This window comes from Lachnospiraceae bacterium JLR.KK008, assembly GCA_037015955.1.
Lineage (GTDB): Bacteria > Bacillota > Clostridia > Lachnospirales > Lachnospiraceae > VSOB01.
In genome coordinates this window covers 479891-495969 of the sequence record CP143548.1, presented here as the reverse complement: position 1 = coordinate 495969, position 16079 = coordinate 479891, and the positions used below count along the sequence as shown (strand labels likewise).

Annotated in this window: 16 protein-coding genes and 1 other annotated feature; of the genes, 1 reads left to right on the top strand and 15 read right to left on the bottom strand. The window is 48.1% G+C overall.

Annotation, left to right across the window (positions count from 1 at the left end; genetic code table 11):
• From V1224_02465 to rpmG, 12 genes are all read right to left on the bottom strand, one after another.
• Positions 1-3867: a DNA-directed RNA polymerase subunit beta gene (locus V1224_02465; GenBank protein WWR16340.1), complete on the bottom strand. Its 3867-nt coding sequence runs from the start codon at positions 3865-3867 to the stop codon at positions 1-3.
• 243 nt (positions 3868-4110) lie between these two features.
• A complete protein-coding gene (gene rplL / locus V1224_02460; protein WWR17408.1) occupies positions 4111-4488 on the bottom strand; it encodes a 50S ribosomal protein L7/L12 in 378 nt (125 codons plus the stop codon).
• Between the two features lie 50 nt (positions 4489-4538).
• Complete coding sequence (gene rplJ, locus V1224_02455; GenBank protein ID WWR16339.1) at positions 4539-5078, bottom strand: 50S ribosomal protein L10; 540 nt, start codon at positions 5076-5078, stop codon at positions 4539-4541.
• A gap of 38 nt (positions 5079-5116) precedes the next feature.
• Positions 5117-5253, bottom strand: a sequence feature (ribosomal protein L10 leader region).
• Complete coding sequence (locus V1224_02450) at positions 5121-5261, bottom strand: hypothetical protein (protein ID WWR16338.1); 141 nt, start codon at positions 5259-5261, stop codon at positions 5121-5123. Its footprint overlaps the feature before it by 133 nt.
• 56 nt (positions 5262-5317) lie before the next feature.
• Complete coding sequence (locus V1224_02445; GenBank protein WWR16337.1) at positions 5318-6646, bottom strand: CapA family protein; 1329 nt, start codon at positions 6644-6646, stop codon at positions 5318-5320.
• Positions 6627-7682: a hypothetical protein gene (locus V1224_02440; protein ID WWR16336.1), complete on the bottom strand. Its 1056-nt coding sequence runs from the start codon at positions 7680-7682 to the stop codon at positions 6627-6629. The genes V1224_02445 and V1224_02440 overlap by 20 nt, the downstream gene beginning before the upstream one ends.
• Positions 7683-7769: 87 nt before the next feature.
• A complete protein-coding gene (locus V1224_02435; GenBank protein WWR16335.1) occupies positions 7770-9122 on the bottom strand; it encodes an MBOAT family O-acyltransferase in 1353 nt (450 codons plus the stop codon).
• 188 nt (positions 9123-9310) lie between these two features.
• Positions 9311-10000, bottom strand: coding sequence for a 50S ribosomal protein L1 (gene rplA / locus V1224_02430; protein WWR16334.1), 690 nt, complete (start codon positions 9998-10000; stop codon positions 9311-9313).
• 57 nt (positions 10001-10057) lie between these two features.
• Complete coding sequence (gene rplK, locus V1224_02425) at positions 10058-10483, bottom strand: 50S ribosomal protein L11 (protein WWR16333.1); 426 nt, start codon at positions 10481-10483, stop codon at positions 10058-10060.
• Between the two features lie 167 nt (positions 10484-10650).
• Complete coding sequence (gene nusG, locus V1224_02420; protein WWR16332.1) at positions 10651-11166, bottom strand: transcription termination/antitermination protein NusG; 516 nt, start codon at positions 11164-11166, stop codon at positions 10651-10653.
• 15 nt (positions 11167-11181) lie between these two features.
• Positions 11182-11379: a preprotein translocase subunit SecE gene (secE, locus tag V1224_02415; GenBank protein WWR16331.1), complete on the bottom strand. Its 198-nt coding sequence runs from the start codon at positions 11377-11379 to the stop codon at positions 11182-11184.
• Positions 11380-11407: 28 nt separating this feature from the next.
• Positions 11408-11557 (bottom strand): 50S ribosomal protein L33, encoded by a 150-nt coding sequence (gene rpmG / locus V1224_02410; GenBank protein ID WWR16330.1) that lies wholly within the window; start codon positions 11555-11557, stop codon positions 11408-11410.
• A 359-nt stretch (positions 11558-11916) separates the two neighbouring features.
• On the opposite strand from rpmG, the gene V1224_02405 reads away from it, so the two are divergent.
• A complete protein-coding gene (locus tag V1224_02405; GenBank protein WWR16329.1) occupies positions 11917-13227 on the top strand; it encodes a flagellar capping protein in 1311 nt (436 codons plus the stop codon).
• 150 nt (positions 13228-13377) lie between these two features.
• Here V1224_02405 and V1224_02400 read toward each other — a convergent pair whose 3' ends face one another.
• The 3 genes from V1224_02400 to fliS all read right to left on the bottom strand — a co-directional run bounded on the left by V1224_02400 (position 13378) and on the right by fliS (position 16053).
• On the bottom strand, positions 13378-15003 hold the full coding sequence (locus V1224_02400; protein ID WWR16328.1) for an acyl-CoA carboxylase subunit beta: 1626 nt from the start codon (positions 15001-15003) through the stop codon (positions 13378-13380).
• A gap of 170 nt (positions 15004-15173) precedes the next feature.
• Positions 15174-15653: a flagellar protein FliT gene (locus V1224_02395; GenBank protein WWR16327.1), complete on the bottom strand. Its 480-nt coding sequence runs from the start codon at positions 15651-15653 to the stop codon at positions 15174-15176.
• Positions 15654-15666: 13 nt separating this feature from the next.
• Positions 15667-16053 (bottom strand): flagellar export chaperone FliS, encoded by a 387-nt coding sequence (gene fliS, locus V1224_02390; protein ID WWR16326.1) that lies wholly within the window; start codon positions 16051-16053, stop codon positions 15667-15669.
• Positions 16054-16079: the final 26 nt, after the last annotated feature.

Below are 16079 nucleotides of genomic sequence, written 5' to 3'. Positions count from 1 at the left end.
TTACTCATCGAGAGAATCCACATACTCAGCACTGAAGTCATCCTCAAATGCTTCGTCATCCTCTTCTTCCTCCGCACTCACTAGCTCTCCGTCTTCGTCAAACTCCTGCTTCTGATAGCCCATGGAGCCTAGAGAATCTTCTTCGCGGTTATAGGAGCCGGAGTCACCTTCGATCTCATAACGATAATCCGTTTCTCCGTAGTCGATGCTCTCCATAATCTCCACCTCGGTCTGATCTTCGCGGAGTACTTTTACGTCAAGGCCAAGCGACTGCAGTTCCTTGAGCAATACCTTGAATGACTCCGGAATGCCCGGCGCTGGAATATTGTCGCCTTTGATGATCGCCTCATAAGTTTTCACACGTCCTACGACGTCATCCGACTTCACCGTGAGAATCTCCTGCAGTGTATAAGCGGCACCATATGCCTCCAGTGCCCATACTTCCATCTCTCCAAACCGCTGTCCGCCGAACTGCGCCTTGCCGCCCAAAGGCTGCTGTGTGACAAGCGCATACGGACCGGTGGAACGCGCATGGATCTTATCATCCACAAGATGATGGAGTTTCAGATAGTGCATATGTCCGATCGTTACCGGACTGTCAAAATATTCTCCGGTACGTCCATCACGCAGACGTACTTTTCCGTCTCTGGAGATCGGCACACCTTTCCAGAGATTACGGTTTTCTCTGTGTTCCGATAAATATTCCAAAACTTCAGGAAGGAGTTCTTCCTTATGTTTCCTTTCAAATTCTTCCCATTCCAGGTTGACATAATCGTTCGCCAGATCGAGCGTATCCATAATGTCGATCTCGTTGGCGCCATCAAACACCGGTGTGGCCACATTAAAGCCAAGGGCCTTTGCCGCCAGAGAAAGATGGATTTCCAGTACCTGTCCAATGTTCATACGGGACGGCACGCCCAATGGATTGAGCACGATGTCAAGCGGACGCCCATTCGGCAGATATGGCATATCCTCCACCGGAAGCACACGGGAGACAACGCCCTTGTTTCCATGACGGCCCGCCATCTTGTCACCGACGGAGATCTTTCTCTTCTGTGCGATATAAATACGGACTGCCTGATTCACTCCCGGAGGAAGCTCATCGCCGTTCTCCCTCGTAAATACTTTGGCATCCACAACAATACCATATTCTCCATGGGGCACCTTCAGGGAAGTGTCTCTTACTTCACGCGCTTTTTCTCCGAAGATTGCACGAAGAAGTCTCTCCTCCGCCGTCAGCTCTGTCTCGCCCTTGGGCGTTACCTTGCCGACGAGAATATCTCCGGCCCGCACTTCCGCACCGATACGGATAATTCCTCTCTCATCCAGATCTTTCAGAGCATCATCGCCTACCCCCGGTACGTCACAGGTAATTTCCTCTGCTCCCAGCTTCGTATCCCGAGCCTCCGCCTCATACTCTTCAATGTGCACCGATGTATAAACATCATCGCGCACGAGCTTTTCACTGAGCAGTACGGCATCCTCATAGTTATAGCCTTCCCATGTCATAAAGCCGATGAGCGGATTCTTACCGAGCGCAAGCTCTCCCTCGGAAGTGGAAGGACCATCGGCAATCACCTGACCGGCCTCCACATGATCTCCCTTAAATACGATCGGCTTCTGATTATAGCAGTTAGACTGATTGCTGCGTGAAAACTTTGTCAGACGGATCTCTTCTTTTTCTCCGTCATCATAAGTCATCCGGATCATATTCGCCGATACATAAGTGACCGTACCCGACCTTTTCGCCAGTATGCAGACACCGGAGTCCACAGCCGCCTTCGGCTCCATACCAGTTCCCACTGCCGGCGCCTCCGTCATCAGAAGGGGCACCGCCTGACGCTGCATGTTAGAACCCATCAGCGCACGGTTGGCATCGTCATTTTCCAGGAAAGGAATGAGCGCCGTTGCCACGGAGAACACCATCTTCGGCGACACATCCATATAGTCAAACATTGCTTTCGGATACTCCTGCGTCTCTTCGCGGTAACGGCCGGACACGCTGTTTCTCACGAAATATCCATTGGCATCAAGCGCTTCGTTCGCCTGCGCCACATGATAATTGTCTTCCTCATCCGCTGTCATATAGACAACTTCATCTGTAACCCGCGGATTTTTCGGGTCCGTCTTATCTATTTTACGATACGGTGCTTCCACAAAACCATACTCGTTGATCCGTGCATAACTTGCAAGCGAATTGATCAGACCGATGTTCGGACCTTCCGGCGTCTCGATCGGGCACATTCTTCCATAGTGAGAATAGTGCACGTCACGGACCTCAAATCCGGCTCTGTCTCTGGACAGACCACCCGGGCCCAGTGCGGAGAGACGTCTCTTGTGGGTCAGCTCACCAAGCGGATTGTTCTGATCCATAAACTGCGATAACTGGGAAGAACCGAAAAATTCTTTCACAGCCGCCTGTACCGGCTTAATGTTGATCAACACCTGCGGCGAGATCTCCTCAGCGTCATGGGTCGTCATTCTCTCTCTGACAACTCTCTCCAGTCTGGATAATCCGATCCGGTACTGGTTTTGCAGAAGTTCCCCTACCGCACGGATTCGTCTGTTGCCAAGATGATCAATATCGTCGTCGTTTCCAATTCCATATTCCAGATGAATATTATAATTGATGGAAGCGAGTATATCTTCCTTCGTAATATGCTTCGGAATCAGTTCATGGATATTTCTTTTAATCGCGGCTGCCAGCTCGCCCGGCTGGTCGCTGTACTCTTCGAGAATCTGCGCCAGAACAGGATAATAGACAAGCTCTGTCACGCCCAGTTCTTTCGGATCACAGTCCACGAAGTTCGTAATATCTACCATCATATTGGAAAGAACTTTGACGTTCTTTTCCTCTGTCTGAATATATACAAAAGGCACCGCCGCATTCTGAATCTGATCGGCCAGTTCCGCCGTCACTTTTGTACCCGCCTGCGCCAGCACTTCTCCTGTCAGCGTATCAACCACATCCTCCGACAATACCTGATGCCGGATGCGATTGCGCAGCGCCAACTTTTTGTTAAATTTATACCTTCCGACTTTCGCAAGATCATATCTTCTCGGGTCAAAGAACATGGCATTGATCAGACTCTCCGCACTCTCCACGGAAAGCGGTTCCCCGGGACGAATCTTTTTATATAATTCCAGCAGACCTTCCTGATAGTTCTCAGCAACGTCCTTCGCAAAGCTGGCCTCGATCTTCGGTTCCTCACCGAAGAGTTCCCGGATCTCGTCGTTCGTACCCACGCCGAGTGCACGGATCAGCACCGTGATCGGCACCTTTCTTGTCCTGTCCACACGAACATAGAAAATGTCATTGGAATCTGTCTCATACTCCAGCCATGCACCGCGGTTGGGGATAACTGTAGAGGAAAACAGCCGTTTACCGATCTTATCATGATCAATGGCATAGTAGATACCAGGAGAACGGACAAGCTGGCTGACGATAACACGTTCCGCGCCATTGATGACGAAAGTACCTGTCTCTGTCATAAGCGGAAGATCACCCATGAATATCTCATGCTCACTGATTTCTTCCTTTTCCTTATTATACAGACGGACTTTTACTTTCAGAGGGGCCGCATAGGTAGCATCCCGCTCCTTACATTTCTCAATCGTATTTTTGTTGACCGGCATCTCGTCTCTGCACAGCTCGAAGCCTACAAATTCAAGACTCAAATGGCCGCTATAATCTGCAATCGGAGAAATATCTTCGAATACTTCTTTCAAGCCTTCGCTTAAAAACCAGTGATAGGAATCCTTTTGGACTTCTATCAGGTTTGGCATCTCTAACACTTCTTTTTGTCGTGAATAACTCATACGTACGTTTTTGCCTGCGGCAGTAGGACGTATTCTGTTTTTTTCCATTGACATTTCACCCCGTTCTTCTATGATCTTAGCCTGTTTCTCGGTATTTTCTAATAGAAAAGAGCATACCACACCACAATAGTGTATTATCCATTGTACTACAATGATAAAATACAGTCAAGAAATATTTCCCAAAATCTGAAGTCACCGCATTCCACAATAACAAAAAACCGGGAAAGCATTTGTCCTCTTTTGAATACAATGCTTTCCCGATTCTTTGTCTTTTGTTGTCGCAAAAGAAATTTATTTCAGCGTTACCTTTGCGCCTTCGCCTTCGAGCTTTGTCTTTACATCTTCTGCTTCCTCTTTGGATACGCCCTCTTTTACTGTCTTCGGTGCGGAATCCACGAGGTCTTTTGCTTCCTTCAGACCAAGTCCTGTCACTTCACGGACAACCTTGATTACCTTAACTTTGTTCGGGCCAACTTCTGTCAGCTCTACATCGAACTCTGTCTTTTCTTCTTCCTCTGCTGCCGCACCTGCACCTGCTGCTGCAACAACAACGCCTGCTGCTGCGGATACGCCAAACTCTTCTTCACAAGCCTTAACCAGGTCATTTAACTCTAATACGGTCAGCTCTTTGATTGCATCGATCATTTCCTGTGTGGATAATTTTGCCATTTTATTTACCTCCATACTTCATTTTCTGTTCTTTTTCCGTTTCGTTTCCCTTATTCAGCAGGCGCCTCTGCCACATCTGCAGCCGGAGCTTCGTCTGCTGCCTGCCCGCCATCTTTTTCTGCGATCTGTTTGATCACACGCGCAAAGTTGGTGATCGGAGACTGAATGCTTCCAAGCAGCTTGGAGAGCAGTACTTCTCTGGAAGGAATATTTGCGATCTCGCCGATTCCCTTTGCATCATAAGCGATACCTTCCACGATACCACCCTTGATCTCAAGCGCCGGAGCCGTCTTTGCAAAATTGTTGATGATTCTCGCCGGTGCCGTTGCGTCTGTCGTTGACAGCGCCATTGCACTGGGGCCTTCCAGATACGGAACGAGCGCTTCACAGTCCGTTCCCTTGAATGCAAAGTTCATCATCGTGTTTTTATACACTTTGTAAGTAACACCGGCCTCACGAAGCTGTCTGCGCAGCTGTGTGTCCTGTTCAACCGTAAGTCCGCGGTAATCAACAAGCACAACAGACTGTGCATCTTTAATGCTTGCAGAAATCTCTTCTACTACAGGCTTTTTTAACTCGATTTTTGCCATTTCTCTACCTCCTTATAGATTTTTTCGCCGAAAGGAGTCCATCTAATAAAAAACCTCCCTGTCAAAGACAGAAAGGCTCAAAATACAATCTGAAAACTCTTTCCTCGGCAGGCGCATCTGCTTATGCCGGTTCTCTACCGGCACCTGCTGTCTTCGGCATGGTCTGACGACCTTGCTTATCATAGCACAATGCACTCCCGCATGTCAAGCATTTTCCCGGCATTTATCAGGCTGTCTCCCTATCTCGGAGACAGATACCCGTCCTCATCCAAAACGCCGCTGTCAGAAATGGAATTAATATAAGAAAGAACCCGTTCCTTCTCTCCACCGCTCAGGAGCGTCGTCCGACAGTCTGACTGTCTGGCCGGAAGCACCCGCACGGACAGTTCTCCCTCCTCAGGAATGATCACCTGCACGAGACAGGTATCCTGCGCTTTGGAATTAAACCAGAAATTGCCAAGGCTGTAGACAACAGGGATGCCGGACACATAGCCGACCGGCTGCAGACAATGCGGATGATCGCCGATGATCACATCCGCCCCCGCTTCTGCGATCTTTACCGCCTGCTCCCGCTGGGCCCAGTCGATCTCCGCCTGACTCTCCGTTCCCCAGTGAATATAGACGATCACAAAATCACTGTCCGCTTTGGCAGCCGCCGTCTCCTGTAAAAGCCGCTCCGGATTCCAGCAGCGGAAAGTACCGGGCGTATCTTCCCCCGCGCCCCGGGTATCCGGATTGTCATTGCGCTCAATCTGCGTCGCAGATACAATCGTAATCTTTTTATCGTTGACGATAAAGCTGACAGGCGCCGCCGCTTCCTCCAGATTTCTCCCGGCGCCGACATAGGGCATCTCCATAGCCTCCAGAGTATCGAGACTGTCCAGCAGCGATACCTCCCCATAATCATAGGCATGATTGTTGGCCAGAGAGACAATATCCGCTCCCATATCCTTCAGATATACGGCACTCTCCGGCTCCGCGCGGAATGTAAACTGCTTCCCCTCCGTAGGTGTCCCCCGGTCCGTATAGGGAAACTCATTATTGACCATGAAAATATCGGCACCCCGCATCTGCGCAAGAAGGTCCGCAGAGAACGCTTCCTCGATATTACCGCCGCGCTGCCTTAGTTTGGCCATCACCGCATAATGAGGATCAAACAGAATATCTCCGGCAAACGCCATTACGATCTGCTGCGTTGAAGCTGCTTCTTTGGCGTAAATTCTATGTTCCTTCATCAGCTCCGGGTCAGCAAGCAGACTGCCATACCGGCTCTCATCTGCCTCTGTTGTCTCTGCTGCCTCTTCCCCGGCTTCTGCCGTCAGCGCCTCCTCCTGCTCCGAGATACTTGCCAGGATTGTCTCCGGCTCTGCCTCTTCCCTTTGCGTCCCTTCCGCACTTTGTGCGGGATTTTCCGCCGATGACTGAATCGCCAGGAGGGCAAGACCCAATGTCCCGGCCGCCAGAACACTACACAAAGCCGTGATAAACACGACAAGTTTATTTTTTTTATATTTTTTCTGTTTCTTTTTTGACTTCCCGCTCTTCTTTTTATGTGTAGATGCTCTCATAATCATATGCTCCATAAAACTCATACAGACGCTGCAAATATGCCAGATAGTTATCCTCGGTCAGCCGCCCTCTGCCTTCCTTCATCCACTGGAGAATCCGCGTATTGATCTCACTGCTGTAATGCGACGGATCTTTATAATTGTCAAGATCACAGGTCAGCTCCGTATTATCATCAAAAGCAAACAGCCTGATATTCTCACAGCTCAGTATCTCTTCGATCACAGTCCGCTGCAAATCCATGTACCACTCCAGTTTGCCGGGACGCACGACCTCCACATCCCAGTAACAAATGCTGTACGGTGAGAAATAATAGTAAAATGTAATATCCGGATTTTCTCTCGCCGTATCCGTCACATTCTGTCTGATATTTCCAAGTACCGTCTCCCGCTCTTCATCCGACAGTTTTTTCTCATACGTACCCTGCCCCGGCCTTCCGTAAAACGCAAGCACGGCTTCTTTGCCGTATTCATACTGCTCCGCCCATCGCAGATATTCATCAAAGGAAGTCGTCTGACCGCCTTCCGCTGTATCTACTAGTACCGTGTCTGACAACATAAAGACATTTTTATTAAAGATATATTCCGTATCGTTAAAGGGATTTTTGTCATACAGATAATATGGGATTCCCTCATAATTTACAAAGTCTTTATCCTGTGCGAAATTGCTCTCATCCAGACAGCGGATGACCGTATGCAGGTCCGGATTCGCACGGATCGCTGCCTGCAGATGATCGTTGATCTCTTTCAATGTTCCGCCATGAAACGGTGTTTTGACAGAACTTCCTCCGAATATGGCGTCACACTCTGTCGTCTTAAAATTAGAAGTCATGGACGACCCGGTGATCAGCGTGTCGTACCGGAAATGTTTCACAATGCCGTCATTTTGATAACGACTGTTATCTATTGTATATGCAAGCGACTTCAGCGGACCATGGTAATGAAAAAACGGATCGATTGTGATAATATATCCCGCAAATACCGCCAGTACGCCAAACGTTGCCGCCAATGTACCACCAAACCATACCTTCGCTTTCATGTTCGCATCGTCCCATCCTTTCTCCCAAAAGCCATACACCGGAATATTAAAATCTGCAAAGCATACCCTCAGTGGACAAGAGGACTGTTAAAAGTTAAAATACAGGAACGTCGATATTCCGGACAGTGACATGATCGTCCATGTCAGCATCCCCACTGTCTGCAGCATCGTTTTCCCATTGCACTGAAACTCTTTCTTCTGACAGTTCTCCAGGCCCAGCGCGCCATAGAGCACGACGGCAAGTGTCGCCCATAGATGAATACCATATTTCCCGCCCAGCAGGCCGTCAATATGCAGCAGCTCTTCGATATGGAAGACCTCCGGCAGCGTCAGCGCCTCTAACAGCGCCGGAGTAATCGCCATGGATTCCAGCGTCGCCACCTTGCGGAACATAATATAAGCCTGCGATAAAGAGCCGGCACGGAAGATCAGAAAGGCAAAGCTGACAAAACCGAACGTTACAAACCACCGGATCACTCCCGGAATCTTGTCCCACTGATTGCGAAACCGTCTTGTCAGCACCTCTGCGGCTCCGTGCAGCAATCCCCATGCGACAAATGTCCAACTGGCGCCATGCCAGAGGCCGCTGACAAAAAACACGATCATAATATTCACATAAGTCCGTACCCTGCCCTTCTTGCTCCCTCCCAGCGGGAAGTAAATATACTGACGCAGAAACCTTGTCAGCGTCATATGCCATCTGTCCCAAAACTCGAGAATCGACCGCGCTTTATAAGGAGAGTTGAAATTGATCGGCAGACGAATATTGAACATCAGACCGATACCCGTCGCCATATCACTGTAACCGCTGAAATCAAAGTATAATTGCAGGGCATAGCAGACAATAATGAGCAGCACATCTGTCGTTGTCAGTATTTCCACGCCGCCAAACCCGGCATTCACCAGATTGCCAAGTGTATCGGCAACCATCACTTTCTTGAACAGCCCTGTCGAGAACAGGTATAAGCCCTTCGCCAGATTGGCAGCGTCCGGTCTGTGATTATCCTCGGTGCGCAACTGGGGAATCAATTCATTGTGGAGTACGATCGGCCCCGCCACAAGCTGTGGGAAAAATGAGACAAACACCGCATAGTCGAGCAGACTGTAGCCTTCCGTCTCTCCCCGCCAGGAATCGACGACATAGGAAATCTGCTGGAAGGTAAAAAAGCTGATGCCAAGCGGCAGCACGATATTGCGCATCGCAAAGTCCGTGCGGAAAGCTCTGTTGACATTTGCCAGAAAGAAGTCGACATATTTAAAATAAAAAAGAAGCGCCACATTGGCAGACACTCCCAATAGCATCAGTACTTTCGCGCCGCGCTGCCTGCCTGCTCTTCTCAGGCGCAGCAAATACCGGGAAACGCCAAAGTTGACCAGAATACTCCCGCATATGATCAGTACATAAGACGGGTTGAAATATCCATAAAACCACAGCGACATCCCCAGAAGCCATACCCTCGCAGCCCTTCCAAAGCGGAGGCGGTGGAGGACAAAATATATGGTCACGCACAGAGGCAGAAAGAGAAAAATAAAAATGTAAGAATTAAAAAGCATACTGACAGCTCCATACATGAATGCGAAAAAGAAGCAGTAAACTGCACTGCTTCTTGATTTCCGCGTATTTATGATTATAATTTGGCAACATTCACCTTTACGCCCGGCCCCATTGTGGAGGTCAGAGTCACGCTTCTCAGATACTGGCCTTTCAGTGCACTCGGCTTTGCCTTCATAATAGCATCCATAACCGCATCAAAGTTCTGCTGAAGTTTTTCTTCCGTAAAGGAAGCCTTTCCTACCGGTACATGAACGATATTGGTCTTATCGAGTCTGTACTCGATCTTACCGGCTTTGATGTCATTGATCGCCTTTGTCACATCCATCGTAACTGTGCCGGCTTTCGGGTTCGGCATCAATCCTTTCGGACCGAGCACTTTACCAAGACGGCCCACGATACCCATCATATCCGGTGTCGCCACAACGACATCGAAATCCAGCCAGCCCTCGTTCTGAATCTTCGGAATGAGCTCGTCGCCTCCGACATAATCAGCGCCTGCTGCTTCCGCCTCGCTCAGCTTATCGCCTTTGGCAAATACGAGAACTTTTACTGCCTTACCTGTACCGTTCGGCAGAACAACTGCTCCACGGATTTGCTGCTCTGCATGACGTCCGTCACAGCCGGTTCTGATATGCAGCTCAACGGTCTCATCAAACTTTGCGGTCGCCAGCTTCTTCACAAGAGCGATCGCCTCGGCAGGTTCATATGCAGAAGTGCGGTCAACCTGCTTTGCAGCCTCATTATATTTCTTACCATGCTTCATTTTGTTTTCCTCCTAGTGGTAGTGGCGGGGCCAGAAAGCTCCTCCCACGATCATTTCTTAGTCTTCCACAACGATTCCCATACTCTTTGCAGTACCGGTGATCATGCTCATAGCAGCTTCTATGCTTGCAGCATTCAGATCGGGCATCTTCGTTTCTGCGATCTCTCTTACTTTATCCTTGGAGATCGTGGCAACCTTTGTCTTGTTCGGTGCGCCGGAACCGGATTTGATGTTCGCTGCTTTCTTCAACAAAACTGCTGCAGGCGGAGTCTTTGTTACAAAACTGAAACTTCTGTCTGCGTACACGGTGATCACAACAGGGATGATCAGATCTCCCTTGTCCGCCGTCCTTGCATTGAACTGTTTCGTAAATTCAACGATGTTGACGCCATGCTGACCCAAAGCCGGACCAACCGGCGGTGCTGGTGTTGCTTTACCAGCAGGGATCTGTAACTTAATATATCCTTCTACCTTTTTTGCCATTTTGGCACCTCCTAAAATTTTGTGGTAGTGGCGGGCTTATGCCGGAACCTGCGCATCTCCCTCCCACGGTTCATATGATCCTTATTTATGAGCAGGATTTCTCCTATGAACATCTCTGTAATAAACTTCTCCGTTATCTCAAATTTCTCTTAACCGTAAATCTCTGATCACATCTTCTTGATCTCTGCAAAACTGATCTCTACCGGCGTCTCTCTGCCGAACAGTTCCACATTGATCGTCGCTGTCTGCTTGCCGTAATCCATTCTCTGGACAGCGCCTACCGTGTCTTTCCAGACACCCGCAATGACAGCGATCATATCGCCTTCCCTGAAATCGACGGAAATATTTTCTGTCTTAATGCCAAGAGGACGCATCTCCACTTCTGTCAGCGGAACAGGCTTACTTCCCGGCCCGACAAAGCCGGTCACACCCCTGGTGTTTCTCACTACATACCAGGTATCATCATTCATGATCATATTGATCAGTACATAGCCCGGGAACATCTTTTTCTGGACGTTCTTCCTGGCGCCGTTTTTCATCTCTACGACATCCTGCATCGGCACCCTGACTTCCAGAATCTCTTCTTCCAGATGCCGGTTCTCGATCGTCTTCTCAATATTGGCTTTCACCTTATTTTCGTAGCCTGAATAAGTATGCACTACATACCAGTTTGCCTCTGCCATAATCCACCCTCATTCTTACATCGTCAGGAAATTCACGCCATATTGAAGAATCATATCAAGTACGGCGATAATGACTCCGAGAACGACCGAAACACAAACGACCGCAACCGACTGTTTTAAAAGTGATGTTCTGTCAGGCCATGAGATCTTTTTGAACTCAGTCTGAACGCCTTTTGAAAAGCTGGGCTTTTCCTTCTTGTTTGAATCTCCCATCTACTCACTTTCCTTTCACGATTACAGATTATTTCGTCTCTTTGTGTAATGTATGAGATTTGCAGAATTTACAATATTTCTTTGTCTCCATTCTGTCCGGATGTGCCTTTTTATCTTTTGTCGTATTATAATTACGCTGTTTGCATTCTGTACATGCCAATGTGATTCTTGTCCGCATATCATTCTACCTCCACGTGCTTTTCCTGCGCTTATTCTTCTTTGGCCCTTTCTTAATCACCTGAAAATTTGTGCATAAAAAAAGGACCTAAATCCCATCTCGTTTCTTTACTATAGCATAAAGACCGCTCTGCGTCAATTATTTTTTTCGCGTAACAACGCAGAAATCGGCGTATTTCGCCTCTTTTTTATTGTACTGCGGCTTCTTTTATGATAGAATAATAACATAACAGTGGGTTATTATGCAAATATATTCGGAAACATGCGGAACGGACTCCTCTGATCGTTAAATAATGGTCGAATATTTCCGATATATAAGATATACGTATTTCTATTTCATGGACGAAAGGAGGGGCAGTCATGTCAAATATGATAGCGCTCAATACTGTATATAATCATTATCTTACTACGTACTCCCGCAGCTCTGCATCAAAATATGATGCGCATAAGAGAAGCGAGCTGCGCAATATTTACAATTCCATTATAAAGCTGAATAAAGAGTCTCCCCTCTACCTGTTGAAGACAAATAAAAATACTCATGCTTTTGCCGTTGGTATCAAAGAGGGGGCTACGGAACTGCACAATACGATCGTATCTCTCGGAGGTATGAGTGAAGACCAGCTTTTGAACAAAAAAGTGGCTTCCTCAACCGATGAGAATATTGTCAGCGCTCAGTATATCAATGACCAGACGAACATCGATAACATTCCTTCTTACGAGATAGAAGTCCGTTCCCTGGCTTCTCCTCAGGTCAACCTTGGAAACTATCTGCCATCAGACAGCATGAATCTTCCCGCAGGCACCTATTCTTTTGATGTCAATATTCACAATATGAACTACGAGTTTCAATACAATATCACGGAAGAAGATACGAACAAAACAATTCAGGATAAGCTGGCGCGGCTGATCTCCGGTGCTAATATCGGCATCAATGCTACGGTCGAGACAGACGGCGACCTCTCCGCACTCCGGCTCGTCTCTTCTGCCACCGGCGTTCCGATTGGAAAAGATGCTCTTTTCTCAGTATCGGACACTCATTCCAGTAAGACTCCCGGTTCGGTTGATTACTTTGGCATCGCAGAGGTGACTCGTCCTGCATCCAATGCACAGGTAATCGTCAATGGTGTGGAAAAAAGCGTGTCCTCCAATCATTTCACCCTCGAGAAAACATATGAATTGAAATTAAACGGTGTCAGCCCTGTGGAAGGGCAGTCCGTCACTGTCAGCGTGAAAAATGATATGGAATCTCTCGGCGAGAATATCAACAGACTCATCGGCGGTTACAATTCTTTCCTGCGGCTTGCGGCGCACAGTTCCAGCAGACAGATCAAAAAAGACAATCTGCTGCGGGAGATGAGAGGGATTACTTCGGTCTATAAAAACGGCCTGCTCAATGTCGGCATGGATATTGGCGACGATGGTTCCCTCAAATTGAACGAAGACGCCTATTCCCAGTCTCTCGAGACCGGAGATGCCAAGCAGACCATATCCATGATCAGAAATTTTGCGGACTCTCTGCTTCGAAAGACAAGCCAGATCTCCCTTGATCCGATGCAGTATGTGGACCGGACAATGGTTGCCTACAAAAATCCGGCCAGACAGGGCAGAAATTACGCTACCCCTTATGTAACAAGCGCATACAGCGGTATGATGTTCAACAGTTACTGTTGACGCGATTCCTTTGGAATACGAACTGCGCAGGCAAAACCAAACTGCCTGTCATCTCATAAAAGCGGGCATCCCTTTTGTCATTGACTGACTTCCGGGATGCCCGTTTGGTTTTTCTTTTCGATTCCTTCTGTCGCCGCGCTGCTTCCCTGCTTACAGCGGAATGTTTCCATGCTTTTTTTTCGGCGGCTCGACTTTCTTGTTTTCCAGTCCCCGCAGACCTTTTAAGATGCAAAGCCGTGTCTCCTCCGGCTTGATCACTTCGTTCACATACCCTCTTGCCGCAGCCACATACGGATTGAGGAATCTGTCCTCATACTCTTTCTTGCACTGCGCCCGCATCGCCTCCGGGTCCTGAGCTGCCTTTATTTTTCTCTTAAAGGCAATGTTGACGGCCCCGTCTGCTCCCATAACTGCGATTTCCGCGATCGGCCATGCATACACGAGGTCTGCGCCCATTTCCTTGGAGTTCATCGCGATATACGCGCCTCCGTAAGCCTTGCGCATGATCAGCGTGATCTTCGGCACAGTTGCTTCCGAGTACGCATACAGGACCTTCGCCCCGTGGCGGATAATGCCGTTGTGTTCCTGCTCTGTTCCCGGCAGGAAAGCAGGTACATCCACAAGCGTCACAACCGGAATATTAAAGCAATCACAGAAACGGATAAATCTTGCCACCTTGTCGGAAGCATGGTAGTCAAGAGACCCTGCCTTACAGTTCGCCTGGTTGGCAACAAAGCCCACCGTCTTTCCTTCCATCCTTCCCCAGCCCACAACCACATTCATGGCAAAGTCTTTGTGAACCTCAAAGAAACTGTCGTTGTCCACAATGCAGGCGATAACTTCTTTCACATCGTAGGGATGTCTGGAATTATCCGGTACGATGTCACGCAGCTTCGCACACTGGTCATCGCTCTTCTCCAGATAGGTCTTACCCAGATTTCCCACTTTATTCAACATTTTATTGACCGCAAAGAGCAGCGACTGTTTCTCGCTGATCGGCTTGATCACCGGCGGTTTCTGTTCATTATTGCTCGGCAGATAGGACAGGAGCTTGCGCACACCCATCAGGCATTCGCCTTCCGTATCATATGTGAAATGTGCGACGCCGCTCTTCTTCGCATGTACTTCCGCACCGCCCAGCTCTTCCACTGACACTTCTTCATTGATAACTGTCTTGACGACATTCGGCCCGGTAATGAACATTTTGGAAATATCCTTTACCATGAAAATATAGTCGCAGATCGCAGGCGCATAGCAGGCGCCTCCGGAACAGGGGCCCAGGATGACCGCGATCTGCGGAATCACACCGGACGCCTTTGTATGGCGCAGGAACATGCCGCTGTAGCCGCTGAGGGAGGAGATTCCTTCCTCGATCCTCGCTCCGCCGCTGTCGTTGATGCAGACAAGAGGCGCCCCCATTTCCATCGCCATATCCTGAATCCGGCAGATCTTGAACGAATGATACTCTCCAAGCGTACCGCCGATCACCGTAAAGTCTTCACTGGCAACAAATACCAGCCTGCCGTCAATCTCGCCATAACCGGTCACAACACCGTCTCCCGGCACCCTTCTCTTGTCCAGATCAAAATCATCGATCCTCGACTCCATCATACCGTCGATCTCTACAAAAGTGCCTTTATCTAACAAAATATCTATTCTTTCTCTCGCCGTCAGCTTCCCTGATTTATGCTGTTTATCAATCTTTGACTGTCCGCCGCCCAGACGCGCTTTTTCTCTCCTCTGCTCTAAATCTTTGATCGCTTCATCCCAATTCATAATAGCAGTCCTTTCCCTTCCGTTCATGCTTCCTGTCCACATTGCCGGTAAATATTTTGCATTTCAAATACTTTGAATATCAAATTAATATATATTATATCATGCTTTTGGAAATGTGCAAGAGAAATTCGCAAAAATTGAGACGGGAACGCATCTGCGTTCCCGCCATGTTATTTCTTTCGATCCATCAGATAAGAATCCGTATAATTGGTACGGCTCATACTTTTATAATAATCATTGGCCGCGCGGACACTTTTCTTTGCCTGTCTGATCTTGCCCCTCGCATAGGAAAAATAATTGTCCACCAGATTTTTGTTTCTCTGCTCCGATGTCTGTATCTGTACACTCAAGTCCGTGATCTCGGAAATAAGCTCCTGCATACGGATAATCTGCGTACGGTAAGTCTCTTTTGATTCCTGCAGTTCCTCTTTGATCCTGTCATACACTTTCTCGAATCCACTGTCCAGACTTTCCAGATCATGGATCAACTGCTCTTTCGCGGTGACAGTGCTGTCAAAAATCTCTATGTCACGGTTATTTTTTAAGACATCTTCCTGTTTTTTGTTTTCTGCCATTATCTTCTGTAACAGCCCCAGCTTCTTCTCCAGGCTTTCCAACAGAATTTCCACATATTGTCTGATCTCTGACATTTCTACCCTCACCTTATTGGGGCTCATGAGCACGGCCCTGTTGCATTACCTCTTTCCATGTATCTCTCATACTTCTCAGATGAGTCAGCACTTCTTCCAGAATCTCTTTATCCTTATGGATATTCGCCTCCTGCAGCCTCCTCATCAGATAATTATACACGTTTTCAAAATCTTTGTATACCGGATATTTTTCATCCAGTGTGCGAAGAAACTCCTGTATGATTTTCTCCGTCTTTACAATATTCACATGCGCTTTCTCAATGTCCTTGTTTTCGATCCCAGCGATCGCAATGTTGCAGAACTTGATCGCCCCCTCATACAGCATAAGCGTCAGTTCCGCAGGGGATGCCGTCAGAACTTTGTTTTTGTTATAGGCTGCGTATGCGTTGGGTAATGGCATTATGGTACCTCCTTGTTCCATGCTCA